Source organism: Bacillus sp. AR4-2, from assembly GCF_008274865.1.
Classification (GTDB): Bacteria; Bacillota; Bacilli; order Bacillales; family Bacillaceae_G; genus Bacillus_A; species Bacillus_A cereus.
Map to the genome: position 1 here is coordinate 2,353,358 of NZ_CP031062.1, position 16,257 is coordinate 2,369,614.

Below are 16,257 nucleotides of genomic sequence, written 5' to 3' on the forward strand. Positions count from 1 at the left end.
AAGGGAGGAATCACTATGTTTCAAAAAATATTAATTGCGAATCGCGGGGAAATCGCTGTTCGTATTATGAAAACTTGTCAAAAACTTGGTATTCGCACTGTTGCTATTTATTCTGAAGCAGATGAAAATGCCCTTCATGTGAAAATGGCAAATGAAGCTTACTTAGTAGGTGGACCGCGTGTCCAAGAAAGCTATTTAAACCTTGAAAAAATTATTGAAATAGCTAAGAAGACAAATGTAGAAGCAATTCATCCGGGTTATGGTTTATTATCAGAGAATCCGTCTTTTCCGGTTCGCTGCAAAGAAGAAGGAATCGTATTTATCGGTCCTTCAGAAGAAATCATTACGAAGATGGGAAGTAAAATCGAATCACGTATCGCAATGCAAGCAGCAGATGTCCCAGTAGTCCCAGGTATTACTACAAATATTGAAACTGCTGAAGAAGCAATTGAAATTGCAAAACAAATTGGTTATCCATTAATGCTTAAGGCATCCGCAGGCGGCGGAGGCATTGGTATGCAGTTGATGGAAACTGAGCAAACGCTCACCAAAGCGTTTGAAAGTAATAAAACAAGAGCGCAAAACTTCTTCGGTAACGGAGAAATGTATTTAGAGCGATATATAGCAGATGCGCATCATATTGAAATTCAGCTTTTAGCAGATACACATGGTAACACAGTGTATTTATGGGAGCGTGAATGTTCGGTACAGCGCCGAAATCAAAAAGTAATCGAAGAAGCACCTTCACCATTTTTAGATGAAGGTACACGAAAGGCGATGGGAGAAGTTGCTGTACAAGCTGCAAAAGCACTTGGCTATACAAATGCAGGTACAGTTGAGTTTCTTGTAGATGATCAGAAAAATTTCTATTTCTTAGAAATGAATACGAGATTACAAGTAGAGCATCCAGTGACAGAAGAAATTACGGGATTAGACCTTGTAGAACAGCAACTCCTTATCGCAAGTGGAGAGAAACTATCATTTACTCAGGATGATGTAAAACGTAGTGGTCATGCCATTGAAGCTCGTATTTATGCAGAGGATCCGAAAACATTCTTCCCGTCACCTGGGAAAATTACAGATTTAACATTACCGTCAAATGTACGAATTGATCACTTCTTAGAAAATCATGTAACGATTACACCTTTCTATGATCCAATGATTGCGAAAGTCATTGCACATGGCGAGACTCGTGAAGAAGCAATTTCGAAATTACATGATGCTCTAGAAGAATTAAAAGTAGAAGGTATTAAAACGAACACGCCAATGCTACTGCAAGTTTTGGAAGACGAAGTGTTCAAAGCGGGTATTTATACAACGGGTTTTGTAACGAAACAACTCGTTAAAAAATAAGATCTAACAATATTAAGGGGGAAAAAATGATGACGAAAGTATACGCATCGATGGCAGGAAACGTTTGGAAGATTGTTGTAGGAGTAGGAGATACAGTAGAGGAAGAGCAGGATGTCGTCATTTTAGAATCTATGAAAATGGAAATCCCAATCATTTCAGAAGAAGCCGGCACAGTTATGAAAATTAATGTGCAAGAAGGCGATTTTGTAAATGAAGGAGATGTATTATTAGAAATTGAATAGGGAGATATAGGGGGAAGCGAATTGAAACTACCTAATTTTGCTGTCATTAAAGAAGTCGGGCCACGTGATGGCTTACAAAATGAAAAAAAGATTGTTGGCACAAAAGATAAAGTAAAATGGATTCAACTACTTACAGAAGCAGGATTGTCGTATGTTGAAGTTTCCTCATTCGTTCACCCAAAATGGGTCCCTGCATTAGCAGATGCAAATGATGTATTTTCTGAGCTGAAAAGGGATCCAAATGTTACATATGCTGCGCTTGTTCCGAATCAAAATGGTTTGGAACGAGCTTTTTTGCAAAATGTAGATGAGGTGAATGTTTTTTTATCAGCAAGTGAATCTCATAATAAAAGTAATATTAATAAATCGATTAAAGAAGCATTAGTTGTAATTGAAGATATAACAAAACAGGCATTATTCGAAGGAAAAAAGGTAAGAGGCTATGTTTCTACTGTATTTGGATGTCCTTATGAAGGGGATATAAGTGTTACAGCAGTTGACGAATTATGTAATCAACTATTTTCATACGGCATTTATGAAGTTTCTCTTGGGGATACAATCGGTGTAGCGAATCCATTACAAGTAGAACAAGTATTAGAACATCTATTAAAGAAGTATGATGCTTCGCAGTTTGCCATGCATTTTCATAATACGTATGGAATGGCTCTAGCAAATGTAGTTAAATCATTAGAATACGGTATTACAACATTTGATAGTTCTTGTGGTGGACTCGGGGGCTGCCCTTATGCACCAGGAGCATCAGGTAATGTTGCTACTGATGACCTAGTACATATGCTCCATAAATTAGGAGTTCAAACGAATATAGACGAAGAAAAGTTATTGCGAGCTAGTCAATTTATTCAAAGTAAGCTAAATATCCAATTACCGAGTCATGTGTATAGAGCGCTTCAACATAAAACGATAAGTAGGTGAGAAGATGCTACAATTACAAAACATTTCAGTTGATTATGTAACACCTCACGTTGTAAAGATTTCGTTATATCGTGAAAGACAAGCAAACTCATTATCTTTAGCGTTATTAGAAGAGTTACAAAACATATTAACTCAAATAAGTGAAGAGTCCAATACGCGTGTAGTTATTCTAACAGGTGCTGGTGAAAAAGCATTTTGTGCTGGTGCTGATTTAAAAGAACGTGCTGGTATGAATGAGGAACAAGTTCGCCATGCTGTTAGTATGATTCGCACGACTATGGAGATGGTTGAACAATTACCACAGCCAGTTATTGCTGCTATAAATGGAATCGCACTTGGTGGTGGTACGGAATTAAGTTTAGCTTGTGATTTTAGAATTGCTGCTGAATCTGCAAGTCTTGGTCTTACTGAAACGACACTTGCAATTATACCAGGAGCGGGTGGTACACAGCGCTTACCGAGATTAATTGGTGTTGGTAGAGCGAAAGAATTAATTTATACAGGTAGACGTATTTCAGCGCAAGAAGCAAAAGAATATGGTTTAGTAGAATTTGTTGTACCAGCTAATTTACTTGAAGAGAAAGCGATTGAAATAGCAGAGAAAATTGCTAGTAATGGACCTATTGCTGTTCGATTAGCAAAAGAGGCAATTTCAAATGGTATTCAAGTTGATTTACATACCGGATTACAAATGGAAAAACAAGCGTATGAAGGTGTAATCCATACGAAAGATAGATTAGAAGGATTACAAGCATTCAAGGAAAAACGCACACCAACGTATAAGGGGGAGTAAATATGTTAGATCAAAAACAACAATCTAATTCATTTGAAGAACGAGTTGAAACGATTAAACAAGGCGGCGCACCAAAGTATCATGAACAAAATAAAGCAAAAGGAAAATTATTTGTTCGAGATCGTTTAGCGCTTCTATTTGATAATGGCGAATATGTAGAAGATGCATTATTTGCTAACTGTGAACAAACAGGCTTACCTGCGGACGGCGTTGTAACGGCAACGGGTAAAATACATGGTCGTACTGCGTGTGTAATGGCCAATGATTCTACTGTAAAAGCTGGATCATGGGGATCACGCACAGTTGAAAAGATTTTACGTATTCAAGAAACAGCTGAAAAACTACGTGTTCCGTTATTTTATTTAGTTGACTCTGCTGGAGCGCGTATTACAGATCAAGTAGAAATGTTCCCAGGACGCCGTGGTGCAGGAAGAATCTTCTATAATCAAGTGAAATTATCAGGTAAAGTTCCTCAAGTATGCTTATTATTTGGACCTTCTGCAGCTGGTGGTGCCTATATTCCAGCCTTTTGCGACGTTGTAATGATGGTAGAAGGAAATGCATCTATGTATTTAGGATCTCCTCGTATGGCTGAGATGGTTATCGGTGAGAAGGTAACTTTAGAAGAGATGGGCGGGGCTCGTATGCATTGCTCTGTATCAGGATGCGGAGATGTTTTATGTAAGACAGAAGAAGATGCGATTACACAAGCAAGACAATACATTTCATATTTTCCAAACAACTACTTAGAAAAGACTCCATTGGTTACACCTCAAGAACCGAAACAATTCGATAAAACGTTAGAACAAATCATTCCAGAAAATCAAAATGCTCCTTTCAATATGAAAGATCTCATTAATAGAGTTATTGATGAAGGTTCATTCTATGAAGTGAAAAAATTATTTGCTCAAGAGCTAATTACAGGCTTAGCACGTATTGATGGTAAGCCAGTTGGTATTATTGCAAATCAGCCGCGTATGAAGGGCGGCGTATTATTCCACGATTCAGCTGATAAAGCTGCTAAGTTTATTAATTTATGCGATGCATATCATATTCCATTATTATTCCTTGCGGATGTACCAGGATTTATGATTGGTACAAAAGTAGAGCGTGCCGGTATTATTCGCCACGGTGCAAAAATGATTTCTGCAATGAGTGAAGCAACTGTACCGAAGATTTCTATCGTTGTTCGTAAAGCATATGGCGCTGGTTTATATGCGATGGCAGGTCCAGCATTTGAACCAGATTGCTGTCTGGCATTACCGACAGCCTCTATTGCGGTAATGGGTCCAGAAGCTGCGGTTAATGCTGTATATGCAAATAAAATTGCAGCTTTACCAGAAGAAGAGCGTGCTAGCTTCATTGCTGAAAAACGTGAAGAGTATAAGAAAGATATTGATATTTATCATTTAGCATCAGAGATGGTGATTGATGGTATTGTTCATCCAAACAATTTACGTGAAGAGTTAAAAGGACGTTTCGAAATGTATATGAGTAAATATCAAGTATTCACAGATCGTAAACATCCTGTATATCCAGTTTAAAAGCCCTATTTAGGGCTTTCTTGCTCAAAAAGTTAAGGAGGGGAAAACATTGAAACAAGCAGTTTGGTTTCCAACAGAAGAGTACAAGGAAAAAACACGTTTATATGGTTGGATGAAATCATTGGGATATGAAGACTATGAAACTTTTTATAATAAATCTATTGAGGAAACAGCTTGGTTTTGGGGAGAGGCAGAAAAAGCAGTAGGCTATCAATGGATGAAACCTTATACAGAAGTGTTAGACTTAGAAAATGGTACACCGTTTGCACAGTGGTATAATGGCGGAACATGTAACGTTGTAGAATCAGCTTTATCTCGCTGGCTTGCGGATGAAGAGACGAGAATACAGCCAGCACTTCAGTACGAAGGGGAAAATGGAACTTCAAAATCATTTACATATGAAGAGCTTGACAACTGGGTAAGCCGTGTTGCAAATGGTTTGAAACACGCGGGTATTGAGAAAGGTGATCGTGTAACAATTTATATGCCGATGATTCCAGAAACAGTTGTTGCGATGCTAGCTGTAATGAAAATCGGAGCAATTATTTCACCAATATTCTCAGGCTTTGCGTCTGATGCAGTCATGACACGTGTGCAAGCGGCAGGTTCAAAAATGATTATTACCGCAGATGGATTTTCACGCCGCGGTAAAATTGTTTCTTTAAAAGATGAAGTAGATAAAGCTTGTGAACATTGCCCAACTGTTGAAAAAGTTGTTATCGTTCGTCATGCAGGAAATGATTTTACACCACATAACTATGATTTTTCGTGGAGTACGCTAGAAAAAGAAAAACCATTCATACATGCCGAGGAAATGCAAAGTGATGATCCATTAATGCTCATTTATACATCAGGAACGACTGGTAAGCCGAAAGGAACAGTACACACGCATGCAGGATTTCCTTTGAAAGCAGCTTTTGATGCAGGATTTGGAATGAATATTAAACAAGGTGATCGTGTATTATGGGTAACTGATATGGGCTGGATGATGGGGCCGTTTCTATTATTCGGTTCACTCATTAATGGAGCAACGATGGTTATGTACGAAGGTGTTCCAGACTTCCCAGAAGCAGACCGGTTATGGGAGACAGTTGATAAATATGAGATTACTCATCTAGGTATTTCGCCAACGTTAATCCGAGCATTGATGGCAAAAGGTGATGAGTATGTCAATAAACATTCTTTAAAGAGTTTGGAAGTATTCGCATCAACAGGAGAACCTTGGAATCCTGATCCATGGATGTGGCTGTTTGAAACAGTTGGAAAAGGAAATGTCCCAATCTGTAACTACTCAGGTGGAACTGAAATCTCTGGTGGGATTTTCGGTAATGTTCTTATTAAGCCAATAGCACCGATTAGTTTTAACGCATCTTTACCAGGAATGGCAGCTGTCGTACTGGATGATCAAGGTAAACCAATTCGAGATGAAGTCGGAGAATTATGCTTAGAGAAACCTTGGGTAGGTATGACGAAAAGCTTCTGGGAAGATGATGAACGTTACGTAAACACATATTGGTCGCGTTTTGAAAATAAATGGGTCCACGGTGACTGGGTCATTTACGATGGTGAACAATATATCATCACAGGGCGTTCAGACGATACGTTAAATATTGCAGGTAAACGTATTGGACCTGCTGAATATGAATCTATTCTTGTGAAACATAACGATGTAATCGAAGCTGCTGCAATTGGTGTACCTGACGAAGTAAAAGGTGAAGTTTGTCATTGTTTTGTAGTGTTAAGAGACCATGTAACATTCACAGGGGAATTAAAGAAAGAATTAATGAGTTTAGTAAACTCTCATATTGGAAAAGCGTTGTGTCCTAAAGACATCCACGTTGTAGAAGATTTACCGAAAACACGTAATTCTAAAGTAATGCGCCGTGTTATTAAAGCAGCTTACTTAGGAAAAGAGTTAGGTGATTTATCATCGCTTGTAAATCCTGAAGTAGTTCCGTTTATTCAGGGGTTACAGTCTAGTAAATTATAAAGTTAGAAAGGATCTCTGTATAAATAGAGATCCTTTTTTATGTTTATAAAAAGAAAAGAAGTGAATTTGATGAAGAAGAAAAATTCTACTATTAGTGTTAAGTATGTCTGTTTTATAGTTTTTATTAAAATACGATACTGTGGCATGTTTATTCATTGGAGTAATTAAATTTTGTTAAGGATGAAATTCAATAAAAGCGTTATTTTAATAGGCTGTTACGAAATTTAATTTGAAAGGCACATCCAAATGATAAAAAAAGAGCACTATAAATCAGTGCTCTTTTTATTAGAAATTGCTTAGTTCTTAAAAATAAAATCTTTACGGACAATTCACAATGGTAATAATGACGCTAGCCATTGTTCCAGGAGAATCAAGAAGTGAAGCAGTAACGGTTACTGTTCCAGGCCCATTAGCGGCTAGAAATACAGCGGTAAAGTTACCTGAGGCATTGGTAATGACAGCAAGAGGAACCATGAAAGCAAGAGATGGGTTACTAAACGAAAAACTGACCACTACCCCTGGAGTAGGAATACCGTTTACTAATACTTGACCCGAAAAAAATAAAGTATTATTTCCTTGAGTGGATACACATGCTGTGGTTTCGTTAGAAGTCAAGGTAATAGATGCAGGTCCAGCAGGAAGATTAAATCCAGTTGGTCCAGTTGGTCCAGTTGGTCCAGTTGGTCCAGTTGGTCCAGTTGGTCCAGTTGGTCCAGTTGGTCCAGTTGGTCCAGTTGATCCGGTTGGTCCAGTTGATCCAGTTGATCCAGTTAATCCAGTTGATCCGGTTGGTCCAGTTGATCCGGTTGGTCCGGTCGATCCAGTTGGCCCAGTCGGTCCAGTTGATCCGGTTAATCCAGTAGCTCCTGTAGAACTGGTGGGACCGGTAGGGAATTGAAAAGGTTGAACAGGTGGAAGTGTAGGTCCAATAGAACCCGGATTAAGTGCAGCAAAAGATAAAAACTCGTCCATTATTTATCACCTCTAAAAATCGTATTACTAATAGTAAATGTAATGATAGAGCAAAGTGAAACGGACAAGCGGTTTTATTTTAACAAATTAAACAAAGTAGTTATATGATAGAAAGAGAGATTAGTATGATTCCTTTAGAAATTAAATATAAAAAGGCGATTATCTTCAAATCGCCTTTTAGGTAATGCCGTGTAATTTTATTCAGTTATTTGAAATATAGTTTCATTCGGTTTGGAAAATCCATACAGTTTCCTTGCGAATTTTAAAATTTCTTCTTCACTACTTGTTAAAGCCTTGACATCCTTGTTAAGGGAATGACCATCCTTCTTTACAGAAGATAATTTTTGTTGTTCCGTATTAAGTGTGATTTGTTTTTCTTTAATCATTTCTTGTTGGTTATTCAGAGAATATTGAAGGACAAAAATTATAGGTAATATAAAAGCCAAAGTAGTTATAATACGGCGTCTTGTTTTTTTAATACTACCTTGTTGGGTATTAGGATTCACTTGCTGTGAGGGTATATTAGGATTTGATTGGTGTGATGATACTTTTGGGATGTTTCCCATTAAAATGCCTCCATTACTGATTGTCGAATTTAAACCGTTTAATAGTATTATAAATGTTCAATAAGGATTTTAGAAGATATTTTAATATAGGTGAGTTTTGTAAAGTTTAAACAAAATCTTTATTTAAATAAAAGAAACCCCGCTTGTCTCTCGGGTTTCTGAAGGCAATGAAAGTACTCGACTAATTAAAGATTCCATGAATTTTTTGGTGAAAATACTGGTGAATTCGTCTGAATTAATGAGGGCATCTAAAGCTTTATACGTACGTGAAGTAATTAAAAATCGATTTATAAGAGTTAGCTTGTTTTTTCTTAATAGCCCACCTAATCAGTAAATACATATATCTGTTGAAATCTTTACGTGTTCATTGATAAAAAGCTGACTATATTCAGTCAGCTTTTTGTATAATACATTCTAGTATTTATCGGTTCCAAAAGACATATTCTTTCCTTTAAGTTGGCATCGAAAATATTACCAATTTTTCCTTTTACAATGGCAACAAATAAAGAAACATTTACAACGACACTTATTTCGTTTAGAACTCCAATCGTCATCACAATGACACTTTTCTTTAGATTTCCACCAATCATCATTACAATGCTTTTTCTGAGAACTCCAATTATCATCACAATGATGCTTTTCTTTAGATTTCCACCAATCATCATTACAATGCTTTTTCTGAGAACTCCAATTATCATCACAATGATGCTTTTCTTTAGATTTCCACCAATCATCACAACAATGCTTTTTCTGAGAACTCCAGCAATCATTTTTCCAGGACATTTATTTCTACCTCCTTTCAATAGTGTTCATATTATTCTATGTTTTAATAAAAAAATGGCTTGTTTATTAACCTACTATTTTATCTTTATATGATAGAGTGTCTTCTACTTGATATAGAATTCATACAAACTATGCTAATTTTTAAGAGAAAGTGGAGAGAACTACTACTAGTTATGGTATTTTTCAATAAACACTTGTTGAAGAAAATGTTCTGATTACAAATAATATCTTATTTTCGAGTACGCTTTTTAAATGTATATTTCACAATGAAAAATGGGAAATCCACAAATAAAGTCTATGTATATGTGAGTTAATGGGAAAATCTAGTGTGTTTTTAAGGGGCGTCTTATTTAAAAGAAAAAAGGTTTGTTTTAGAAAGTGGTGTCTAAACATTAAATGGAGTAGGACTAAATTCACGGCCGCTCATTAAAAAGCTTTTAATTAGGAGAAGTCTGTTTTTATAATGAATAATGAAAAGAAAGTTTGGTACAATTGTTTGTTTTTTTCTTTTTATGTGTTTGCCTCGTACCCTTTTAAGCTAGTGGACATACTTTACTAATAGAAAGGATTAGGGGGTGAGGTATTGGGTTCTCGATTTAATAATTGTAAAAAGAAGTGTACATGTAAACAAGATGATTGTTGGGAAGTATTCGAAGAGTGTAAAAAAGAACAGCATGAGAAATGTGATAATTCTTGTGTACAAGGAATTAGAGATGAACTTAAGAAATTAATTAATCGAACAGTTCAAATTAATACAGAGGGACGTACTTATGTAGGTACTGTTTCGTCTGTAAGTTGTGATGTAGTTAGGCTTGCGGCTATTCCTGGATCGGTTGGAGTAATTATTTCCATTTGCAAGATTGAAGCAATTTTCCCACCGGTTACAACGGTTACTGCTGACTTTGATTTTAATGGTATTGATGTAGCAAACAAAGCATAATTATGCTGCTTTTTTGTAAAGCCATTCACATGAATGGCTTTATTTTAATTTTATATAAAAGGAGAATATATTCTTTATATAGAAATAAGTTTGAGGTTATAAAGCATGATGTACGAAAGGAGCAAGGAAGTGATTAAACTAGAAAGCTTTAAGAAATCTGATTTTAAACAATTAATAAATTGGATTAATTCCGAAGAATTTCTAATACAATGGTCAGGAAATGCATTCACATTTCCTTTAGACCAACAGCAATTAGAGAAGTATATAGAAAGTGCAAATACACTCGCTTTCAAAGTAGTAGATGAAGAGACTTCAGACGTTATTGGACATATTTCGCTTGGGCAAATAGATAATATTAATAAGTCCGCTAGAATTGGAAAAGTATTAGTTGGTAATACGAAGATGAGAGGACGTTCTATAGGAAAACATATGATGAAAGCAGTACTTCATATTGCTTTTGACGAATTAAAACTACATAGAGTAACTCTTGGTGTGTATGATTTTAATACATCGGCCATTTCATGTTACGAAAAAATAGGGTTTGTAAAAGAAGGCTTATTAAGAGAGTCAAAAAGAGTAGGAGAAACGTATTGGAATTTATGGGAAATGAGTATGTTAGAATATGAATGGAAGAAGTAGCAACGATAGTAATTTATAATTATATTATGTTGACAAAGGGGTTTGGTGGTTATAGTGAATAATAAAACAAAAATAATTTCAATTGCAGCTGTTTCGGGAGGAGGTAAAACTACAATTACAGAAAGATTAAAGCATAAGTTTAAAAACTCAAAAGCTCTATATTTTGATAGTTATACATTTGATAACTCTCCTGCTGATATTTGTAAATGGATTGATGATGGGGCGAATTACGACGAGTGGGTATTAACACCATTAATTCATGATATTGAGCAACTTATACAAAATAATACCTTAGACTATATTATTGTAGATTATCCTTTTGCATACTTAAATAGTGAGATGCGAAAATTCATTGATGTAACTATATTTATTGATACGCCTTTAGATATTGCGATGGCTAGAAGGATTTTGCGAGATTTTAAGGAAGGTACAATAGATGAAATACATAATGATTTGGAACATTACATGACATATGCGAGAAAAGCTTATTTAGAGGCAATTCATACTGTTAAGCCGAATTCAGATATCATATTGGATGGTTCTTTATCTGTAAGTGAAATAATTAATCACGCTGTAGAGGAACTTGGCCGAAGAGAAGTGATTGTCAATGGTTAAATGTATAGAGGAATATATACAAGTTGCTGATTTTAAAATGTATACGAAAATATTCCAAGGAAAGAAGCAGCAGCCTGTTATTATATTGGAATCAGGCTATGGTGATTATTCGAAGGCATGGAATCAAACTGCTGAAGAACTGACGGAATATGGTACGGTACTTACATACGATCGGGCTGGATTAGGCAAAAGCGGGAAGAGTTCCAAGAAACGTATTAGTTCTGAAATGGTAAAAGATTTGAGAACATGCTTAAATCTTTTACAACTGAAGCCACCTTATATTTTTGTAGGACATTCTTTTGGTGGTATAAATGCACGTTTATTTACTGATTTTTATCCTGAAGATATGTTGGGAATAGTTTTGGTTGATTCGACACCAGAAAATTATAAAGAAGCATTTTTGCCAATCATGTCTCCAGAATTTCAAGAAGCTTACTATAAACAATTTGTACATGAAAGTTCTTATGAAGAGTTTATGTTTAGTCTGGGTGAAGCAGATAAATATTGTCAGTCGACGAGAGATATTCCACTCGTCGTGTTAGCTGCTGGTAAAAAAGCTTTTTATTCGCAAGATGCACAAATAAAATGGTTACAATTGCAAGAAGAATTATTAAGATTATCAAACAAAAATAAACTAATAATTGCAGAACAAAGTGGTCATTATATTCAAAAAGATGAACCACATTATATAACAGATGCTGTTAGGTGGATAATTGAAGTAAGGGAAAGATAAATGTGTACACTTTATTTCAATATAATTGGCAAGTAAGAGATGATTGGTTTAAGTGGTGTGAACAACTTTCAGAGGAAGATTTACTTTGCAAACTGGGGGTATGTTAAAAACATGATTTCATATTGTAGATGTAGAGTATAGTTGGATTAGTGCTCTTAAAGGATAAGAAGATAGCGAACCGCAATTTAAAGATTATCAATCAATTCAAAAAGTGAAAGCGTTATCTGATTTATATAAACGAGAACTTGAAGTTTTTTTGCAGTCATGATCATCTAGCCTAGAATGCTAGCACACTTAAAATAAGCCGTATAAAAAGTTAATCATTGGTGCTTTGATTATATAACGTCGGCGAAATAAATAGTGTGAAGGACAGCTATTCTAACAAGTATTTTATGTAACGTTCGTATATTTAAATTTTCTTGTAATTAATCGAATTCTAATTTTTTAGAAACGGATAATGAGGTATGGGTGTTGATCTTTTTTATTGAATAAAATGGATTGATTTTTCGGATTTTCATTACAATATAAAAATTAAAATTTTGTTAGTTGTTAAAAAAAAGATGAGAAAAAAATAGAAAAAGAGGGCTAATGCCCGCTTTTTCTTTTAATTTGGTAATTAATCACAGATTGGTATCCCAAGCACTCTTAGAGCTAATGCTACTTGAAGGGAAATCTCTAATCTAGCAATTTCAATACCAGCTACTGAAAGAACTAAAAAAGGTTGTCCGTTTACAAATACAACACAACTATCCATAGTTAAGCCTCCTTTCTAGTAATCTACTATAGTATATGAGTAGAACTTTAAAGTGTAATAGTTCGATTGTTGGATTTAATAGAATTAATAGATTAACCCATTTAAACTAAACAAACGAATACAACGAAAGGAAACAGAGATGGATGTATGCCTCAAAAAATATAGGTTTTAAGACATGTAATGGGATATGAAATTCATCATATTGGTCAGTTATCTATATGGGCGAGAGAGTTAAACTTGCAACTAGTTTCAGCAAATTTGATTGGAAGAGGATGATAGAATTAAAAACCGACTTGCATCTCAAGCGCAAGTCGGTTTTATATATAAGAAGATTTCTTAATTGAAATCCTCGGATTTTTTCTGACGTATATGTAAAAACATTAAGGTGGTAATGATTAAAAAAATCATTATAGTTTGTATAATTAAATTTTTAAACTGAAGCAATATTGTCCAAGATGTAAGGGCGTCTTTAAAAGCTTGGAGTGCAGAGTACGAGGAAGGATCAAAACCATACTGGAGCAACTTTTTTGTTTCAATAAATGAAATATTTTCTTCATCTGCATCTAATATTACTGAAATTAGTCTAGTATCTCCAAGTTTTGCTGTACTGACAAAACTATAATTACCGTTAGTTGAAAAACTAGTTTGTAAGCCATCAACACCTTGAAGTTTAATGTTTTCATTAAGGGAATATATCATTTTATTCGTATTGAAAACCTGGGAATCTTTGAAGGTAAATTGGTAAGAGGTTAGTTTCGTAATATTCAATACATCTGGAAAATCTTTTACTAATCGTGCTGCTAGTTTAGCTGCGTCTATTGCTGTTGTAGTTGATTGTTTATTTGTATCATGATTAATTCCAGTAGAGTTTAGAAATGGAGATGGTTGTAATAACTGTAGTTCTTTTGCTTTTTTATTCATTAATATTGTAAAGTTATCTTCATTTCCAGCAATGTGTTCTGCTAGAGCGAGTGCAGAACGATTATTCCCTGCTAGTAGCAATGCATGAAGTAAATCACGAACCGTTGTTTTATCATTCGATGTTACTTGTATAGGGCTTGTTTCTACTCGGAAAACTTCGTTACTTATTTGTACTAAGTCATCTAACTGTATCTTTCTATCATTTAGTTGCTCCAATACGATATATTCTGTCATTAATTTAGATAAAGCAGCTGATTGTACTGGAGTTTCTTCATTTTTTTTATAAACAATTTCACCTGAATTAGCATTTATTAAAATAGCTGATTTAGCTTGAATAATCGGACCATTTACATAAAGGTAAAAATATAAAACGATAAGTGCAGTAATGAAAAAAGATAATAATAAAATAGCGAATTTTTTTAAGAATTGCATAAGCGATCCTCCTATTATGACATCAATAATAGTATTGTAAAAAGGAATGCTTAATTAGGAAGAAAGAAAAGGTAAAGAATTTCTAAAGAATTATAAAGGATTATTAAATTTAGGGAAATAATAGAAAAAGTTCAATTTCTTATATGATAAGAAATTGAACTTTTTATTTGTAATATTAACATTTGTATGGGAGTAGTTTTACAGTGAATGTTGTTTTTTCGTCATCACTATATACTTCAATTGTTCCTTTATGCAACTCGACTATACTTTTTGCAATTGCTAATCCAAGTCCAGATCCACCAGTGTTTGTAGAGCGAGATTTCTCAACGCGATAAAAACGTTCAAAAATATGAGGTAAATCCGTACTAGGAATAGGTTGTCCGTAATTTGTTATATCAATTGTGATCATATTATTGCTTTCATAAGCAGTAAGGTCAATATAGCGACCTTCGCTTCCATAAGCGATAGCGTTTATAATAAGATTTTCAAACACACGTACTAATTTGTCACCATCAGCTAATACCATGAGCTTTTGAGACGGGAAAGAAGGCCGACATTCTATATTAGCTTCTTGAACCTGTATGCGGAATTGAACAGTTAATTGTCCAAGTAATTCTACAATATCAATAGGAACAGAATACAAGCTTAATTCTTTATTTTGAACACGTGTATATTCGAACAAGTCATTCATTAATGCATTAAGACGAGTTACTTTATCGTAAATGACTTGAATATAGTATCGCAATTCCACTTCATCTCTATAATTATCATGATGGATTAAATTTACGTATCCAACTATAGAAGTAAGGGGAGTGCGTAAGTCATGTGATACATTTGTAATAAGTTCACTTTTTGCTTGTTCAGCTTGTCTTTCTTCATCAATGGAGACTTTTAATTGTTCAACAATTTCATTGACCCCGATTGCTAATTCTTCTAGATAATTATGATTTACAATAGAAACTTTATGATTGAAGTTTCCATTTGCAATATAACGAATTTCTTCTATCATTTTTTTTATACAAGTTTCATAATAAAGTTTTTTCTCGTGACGATAAAAAATGTAAAGATAGGATGAAAAAATAGAAAATAAAAACAAATAAGATACAATCATCATCCATAAAGACTCTTTAATCCCTTTATACTTTTCATAACCAAAAATTCGAATGAATTCTTTACCGAGTTCGGTTAGAGTAAGTGAACTTTCAATTACACTCGTAACGAGGCGATAAATAATTAATTCAGTAATAGGAGTGAGTGTGATAGCTAATAAAAGCCAAAAAATAAGTTTCCATTTAGGAATATCTTTTAATATATCAAATGCTTCATTTCTCAATTTTATAGCCAACTCCCCAAACAGTATGAATAAATTTTTCTCCATTTATTACTGTTTCAAGTTTATCTCGTAAGTTGCTAATATGGACCATTACCGTCTTATTTGAACCATAACCATCTTCATTCCAAACGCGTTCGAAAATTTCTTCTGAACTAAATACTCTTCCTGTATTACTCGCAAGTAAATATAAAATATCGAATTCAATAGAGGTTAGTTTAATGTACTCTCCATTTACTTTAACTGTATGATTATGTTTGTGTATTTCAACAGAGCGAATACGAATAATACCATCTTCATTCTTTTGCGAAGTAGCATTTTGGAAAGAGGATCTTCGTAATAAAGCTTTCACTCTAGCTACTAATTCTAATGGATTGAATGGTTTGATCATATAATCATCGGCACCTGTCATAAGGCCTAATATTTTATCCATATCTTCTGCTTTTGCACTAAGCATTAGAATTGGTACAGTATTATTTTCACGCACTTCCTGACAAACTTCTAATCCGTTTCGTTTTGGCATCATAATATCCAAAATCATAAGGTCAACTTCATATGTAGAAACCTTTTGCAATGCTTCATCGCCATCATAAGCTTTATAAATGTTATAGCCTTCATTTCGCAAATAAACAGCAAGTAATTCAACAATTTCTTTATCATCATCAATAATTAATATGTTTTTATTCATTGTGTAGTTCCTTTCCTTACAAATCATCA

Annotated in this window: 18 protein-coding genes and 3 pseudogenes; 14 read left to right on the plus strand and 7 right to left on the minus strand. The window is 34.4% G+C overall.

The genetic code is table 11. The features are described from left to right. The first annotated feature begins 15 nt into the window (after positions 1–15). The 8 genes from DN399_RS12090 (at position 16) to DN399_RS28385 (ending at position 7,753) form a co-directional block, all read left to right on the plus strand. A complete protein-coding gene (locus DN399_RS12090) occupies positions 16–1,353 on the plus strand; it encodes an acetyl-CoA carboxylase biotin carboxylase subunit (protein ID WP_149149613.1) in 1,338 nt (445 codons plus the stop codon). A 26-nt stretch (positions 1,354–1,379) separates the two neighbouring features. Further along, entirely contained in the window at positions 1,380–1,595 is a 216-nt protein-coding gene (locus tag DN399_RS12095) for an acetyl-CoA carboxylase biotin carboxyl carrier protein subunit (protein WP_001987345.1), read from the plus strand. A gap of 21 nt (positions 1,596–1,616) precedes the next feature. After that, positions 1,617–2,528, plus strand: coding sequence for a hydroxymethylglutaryl-CoA lyase (gene mvaB, locus DN399_RS12100; protein ID WP_000775436.1), 912 nt, complete (start codon positions 1,617–1,619; stop codon positions 2,526–2,528). Between the two features lie 4 nt (positions 2,529–2,532). Then, complete coding sequence (locus DN399_RS12105; RefSeq protein ID WP_000939818.1) at positions 2,533–3,321, plus strand: enoyl-CoA hydratase; 789 nt, start codon at positions 2,533–2,535, stop codon at positions 3,319–3,321. 2 nt (positions 3,322–3,323) lie between these two features. Further along, positions 3,324–4,865, plus strand: coding sequence for an acyl-CoA carboxylase subunit beta (locus DN399_RS12110; protein ID WP_000886744.1), 1,542 nt, complete (start codon positions 3,324–3,326; stop codon positions 4,863–4,865). Between the two features lie 49 nt (positions 4,866–4,914). Then, on the plus strand, positions 4,915–6,855 hold the full coding sequence (locus DN399_RS12115) for an AMP-binding protein (protein ID WP_000806481.1): 1,941 nt from the start codon (positions 4,915–4,917) through the stop codon (positions 6,853–6,855). Between the two features lie 334 nt (positions 6,856–7,189). Continuing rightward, the gene (locus DN399_RS28380) at positions 7,190–7,405 is read left to right on the plus strand and encodes a hypothetical protein (RefSeq protein ID WP_000236250.1); all 216 of its coding nucleotides are present in this window, start codon (positions 7,190–7,192) and stop codon (positions 7,403–7,405) included. A 45-nt stretch (positions 7,406–7,450) separates the two neighbouring features. Then, positions 7,451–7,753 carry a hypothetical protein gene (locus DN399_RS28385; protein WP_255478121.1) on the plus strand — a complete coding sequence of 101 codons (303 nt, stop codon included), beginning with the start codon at positions 7,451–7,453 and terminating at the stop codon, positions 7,751–7,753. Between the two features lie 17 nt (positions 7,754–7,770). Here DN399_RS28385 and DN399_RS28645 read toward each other — a convergent pair. From DN399_RS28645 to DN399_RS12130, 3 genes and pseudogenes are all read right to left on the minus strand, one after another. After that, a pseudogene (locus DN399_RS28645) lies at positions 7,771–7,827 on the minus strand (exosporium leader peptide-containing protein); the annotation flags it as partial. A 197-nt stretch (positions 7,828–8,024) separates the two neighbouring features. Continuing rightward, complete coding sequence (locus tag DN399_RS12125) at positions 8,025–8,393, minus strand: FtsB family cell division protein (RefSeq protein WP_000526886.1); 369 nt, start codon at positions 8,391–8,393, stop codon at positions 8,025–8,027. Positions 8,394–8,785: 392 nt separating this feature from the next. Then, positions 8,786–9,196 (minus strand): hypothetical protein, encoded by a 411-nt coding sequence (locus DN399_RS12130; RefSeq protein WP_179953532.1) that lies wholly within the window; start codon positions 9,194–9,196, stop codon positions 8,786–8,788. A 563-nt stretch (positions 9,197–9,759) separates the two neighbouring features. Between DN399_RS12130 and DN399_RS12135 the strand changes: the two genes are divergently transcribed. The 5 genes and pseudogenes from DN399_RS12135 to DN399_RS12155 form a co-directional block, all read left to right on the plus strand. Then, complete coding sequence (locus DN399_RS12135) at positions 9,760–10,116, plus strand: hypothetical protein (RefSeq protein ID WP_000535577.1); 357 nt, start codon at positions 9,760–9,762, stop codon at positions 10,114–10,116. 105 nt (positions 10,117–10,221) lie between these two features. Beyond that, positions 10,222–10,755, plus strand: a complete 534-nt coding sequence (locus DN399_RS12140) for a GNAT family N-acetyltransferase (protein WP_149149615.1) — start codon at positions 10,222–10,224, stop codon at positions 10,753–10,755. A 54-nt stretch (positions 10,756–10,809) separates the two neighbouring features. Beyond that, positions 10,810–11,370 carry a nucleoside/nucleotide kinase family protein gene (locus DN399_RS12145; protein ID WP_072939479.1) on the plus strand — a complete coding sequence of 187 codons (561 nt, stop codon included), beginning with the start codon at positions 10,810–10,812 and terminating at the stop codon, positions 11,368–11,370. Continuing rightward, positions 11,363–12,103, plus strand: coding sequence for an alpha/beta fold hydrolase (locus DN399_RS12150; protein WP_000237653.1), 741 nt, complete (start codon positions 11,363–11,365; stop codon positions 12,101–12,103). Before DN399_RS12145 ends, DN399_RS12150 begins: the two co-directional genes overlap by 8 nt. 2 nt (positions 12,104–12,105) lie before the next feature. Further along, positions 12,106–12,365 (plus strand): annotated as a pseudogene (locus tag DN399_RS12155) (DinB family protein); the annotation flags it as partial. Positions 12,366–12,719: 354 nt separating this feature from the next. Here the strand turns inward: DN399_RS12155 and DN399_RS12160 are convergent. Then, the gene (locus DN399_RS12160; RefSeq protein WP_000376554.1) at positions 12,720–12,857 is read right to left on the minus strand and encodes a DUF3956 domain-containing protein; all 138 of its coding nucleotides are present in this window, start codon (positions 12,855–12,857) and stop codon (positions 12,720–12,722) included. 165 nt (positions 12,858–13,022) lie between these two features. Between DN399_RS12160 and DN399_RS12165 the strand changes: the two are divergent. Next, positions 13,023–13,133: pseudogene (locus tag DN399_RS12165) on the plus strand (DinB family protein); the annotation flags it as partial. 60 nt (positions 13,134–13,193) lie between these two features. Here DN399_RS12165 and DN399_RS12170 read toward each other — a convergent pair. The 3 genes from DN399_RS12170 to DN399_RS12180 form a co-directional block, all read right to left on the minus strand. Continuing rightward, positions 13,194–14,210 (minus strand): D-alanyl-D-alanine carboxypeptidase family protein, encoded by a 1,017-nt coding sequence (locus DN399_RS12170; protein WP_149149616.1) that lies wholly within the window; start codon positions 14,208–14,210, stop codon positions 13,194–13,196. Between the two features lie 175 nt (positions 14,211–14,385). Continuing rightward, positions 14,386–15,543, minus strand: coding sequence for a sensor histidine kinase (locus tag DN399_RS12175; protein WP_001243312.1), 1,158 nt, complete (start codon positions 15,541–15,543; stop codon positions 14,386–14,388). Beyond that, positions 15,533–16,228 (minus strand): response regulator transcription factor, encoded by a 696-nt coding sequence (locus tag DN399_RS12180; RefSeq protein WP_001038807.1) that lies wholly within the window; start codon positions 16,226–16,228, stop codon positions 15,533–15,535. Before DN399_RS12180 ends, DN399_RS12175 begins: the two co-directional genes overlap by 11 nt. Positions 16,229–16,257: the final 29 nt, after the last annotated feature.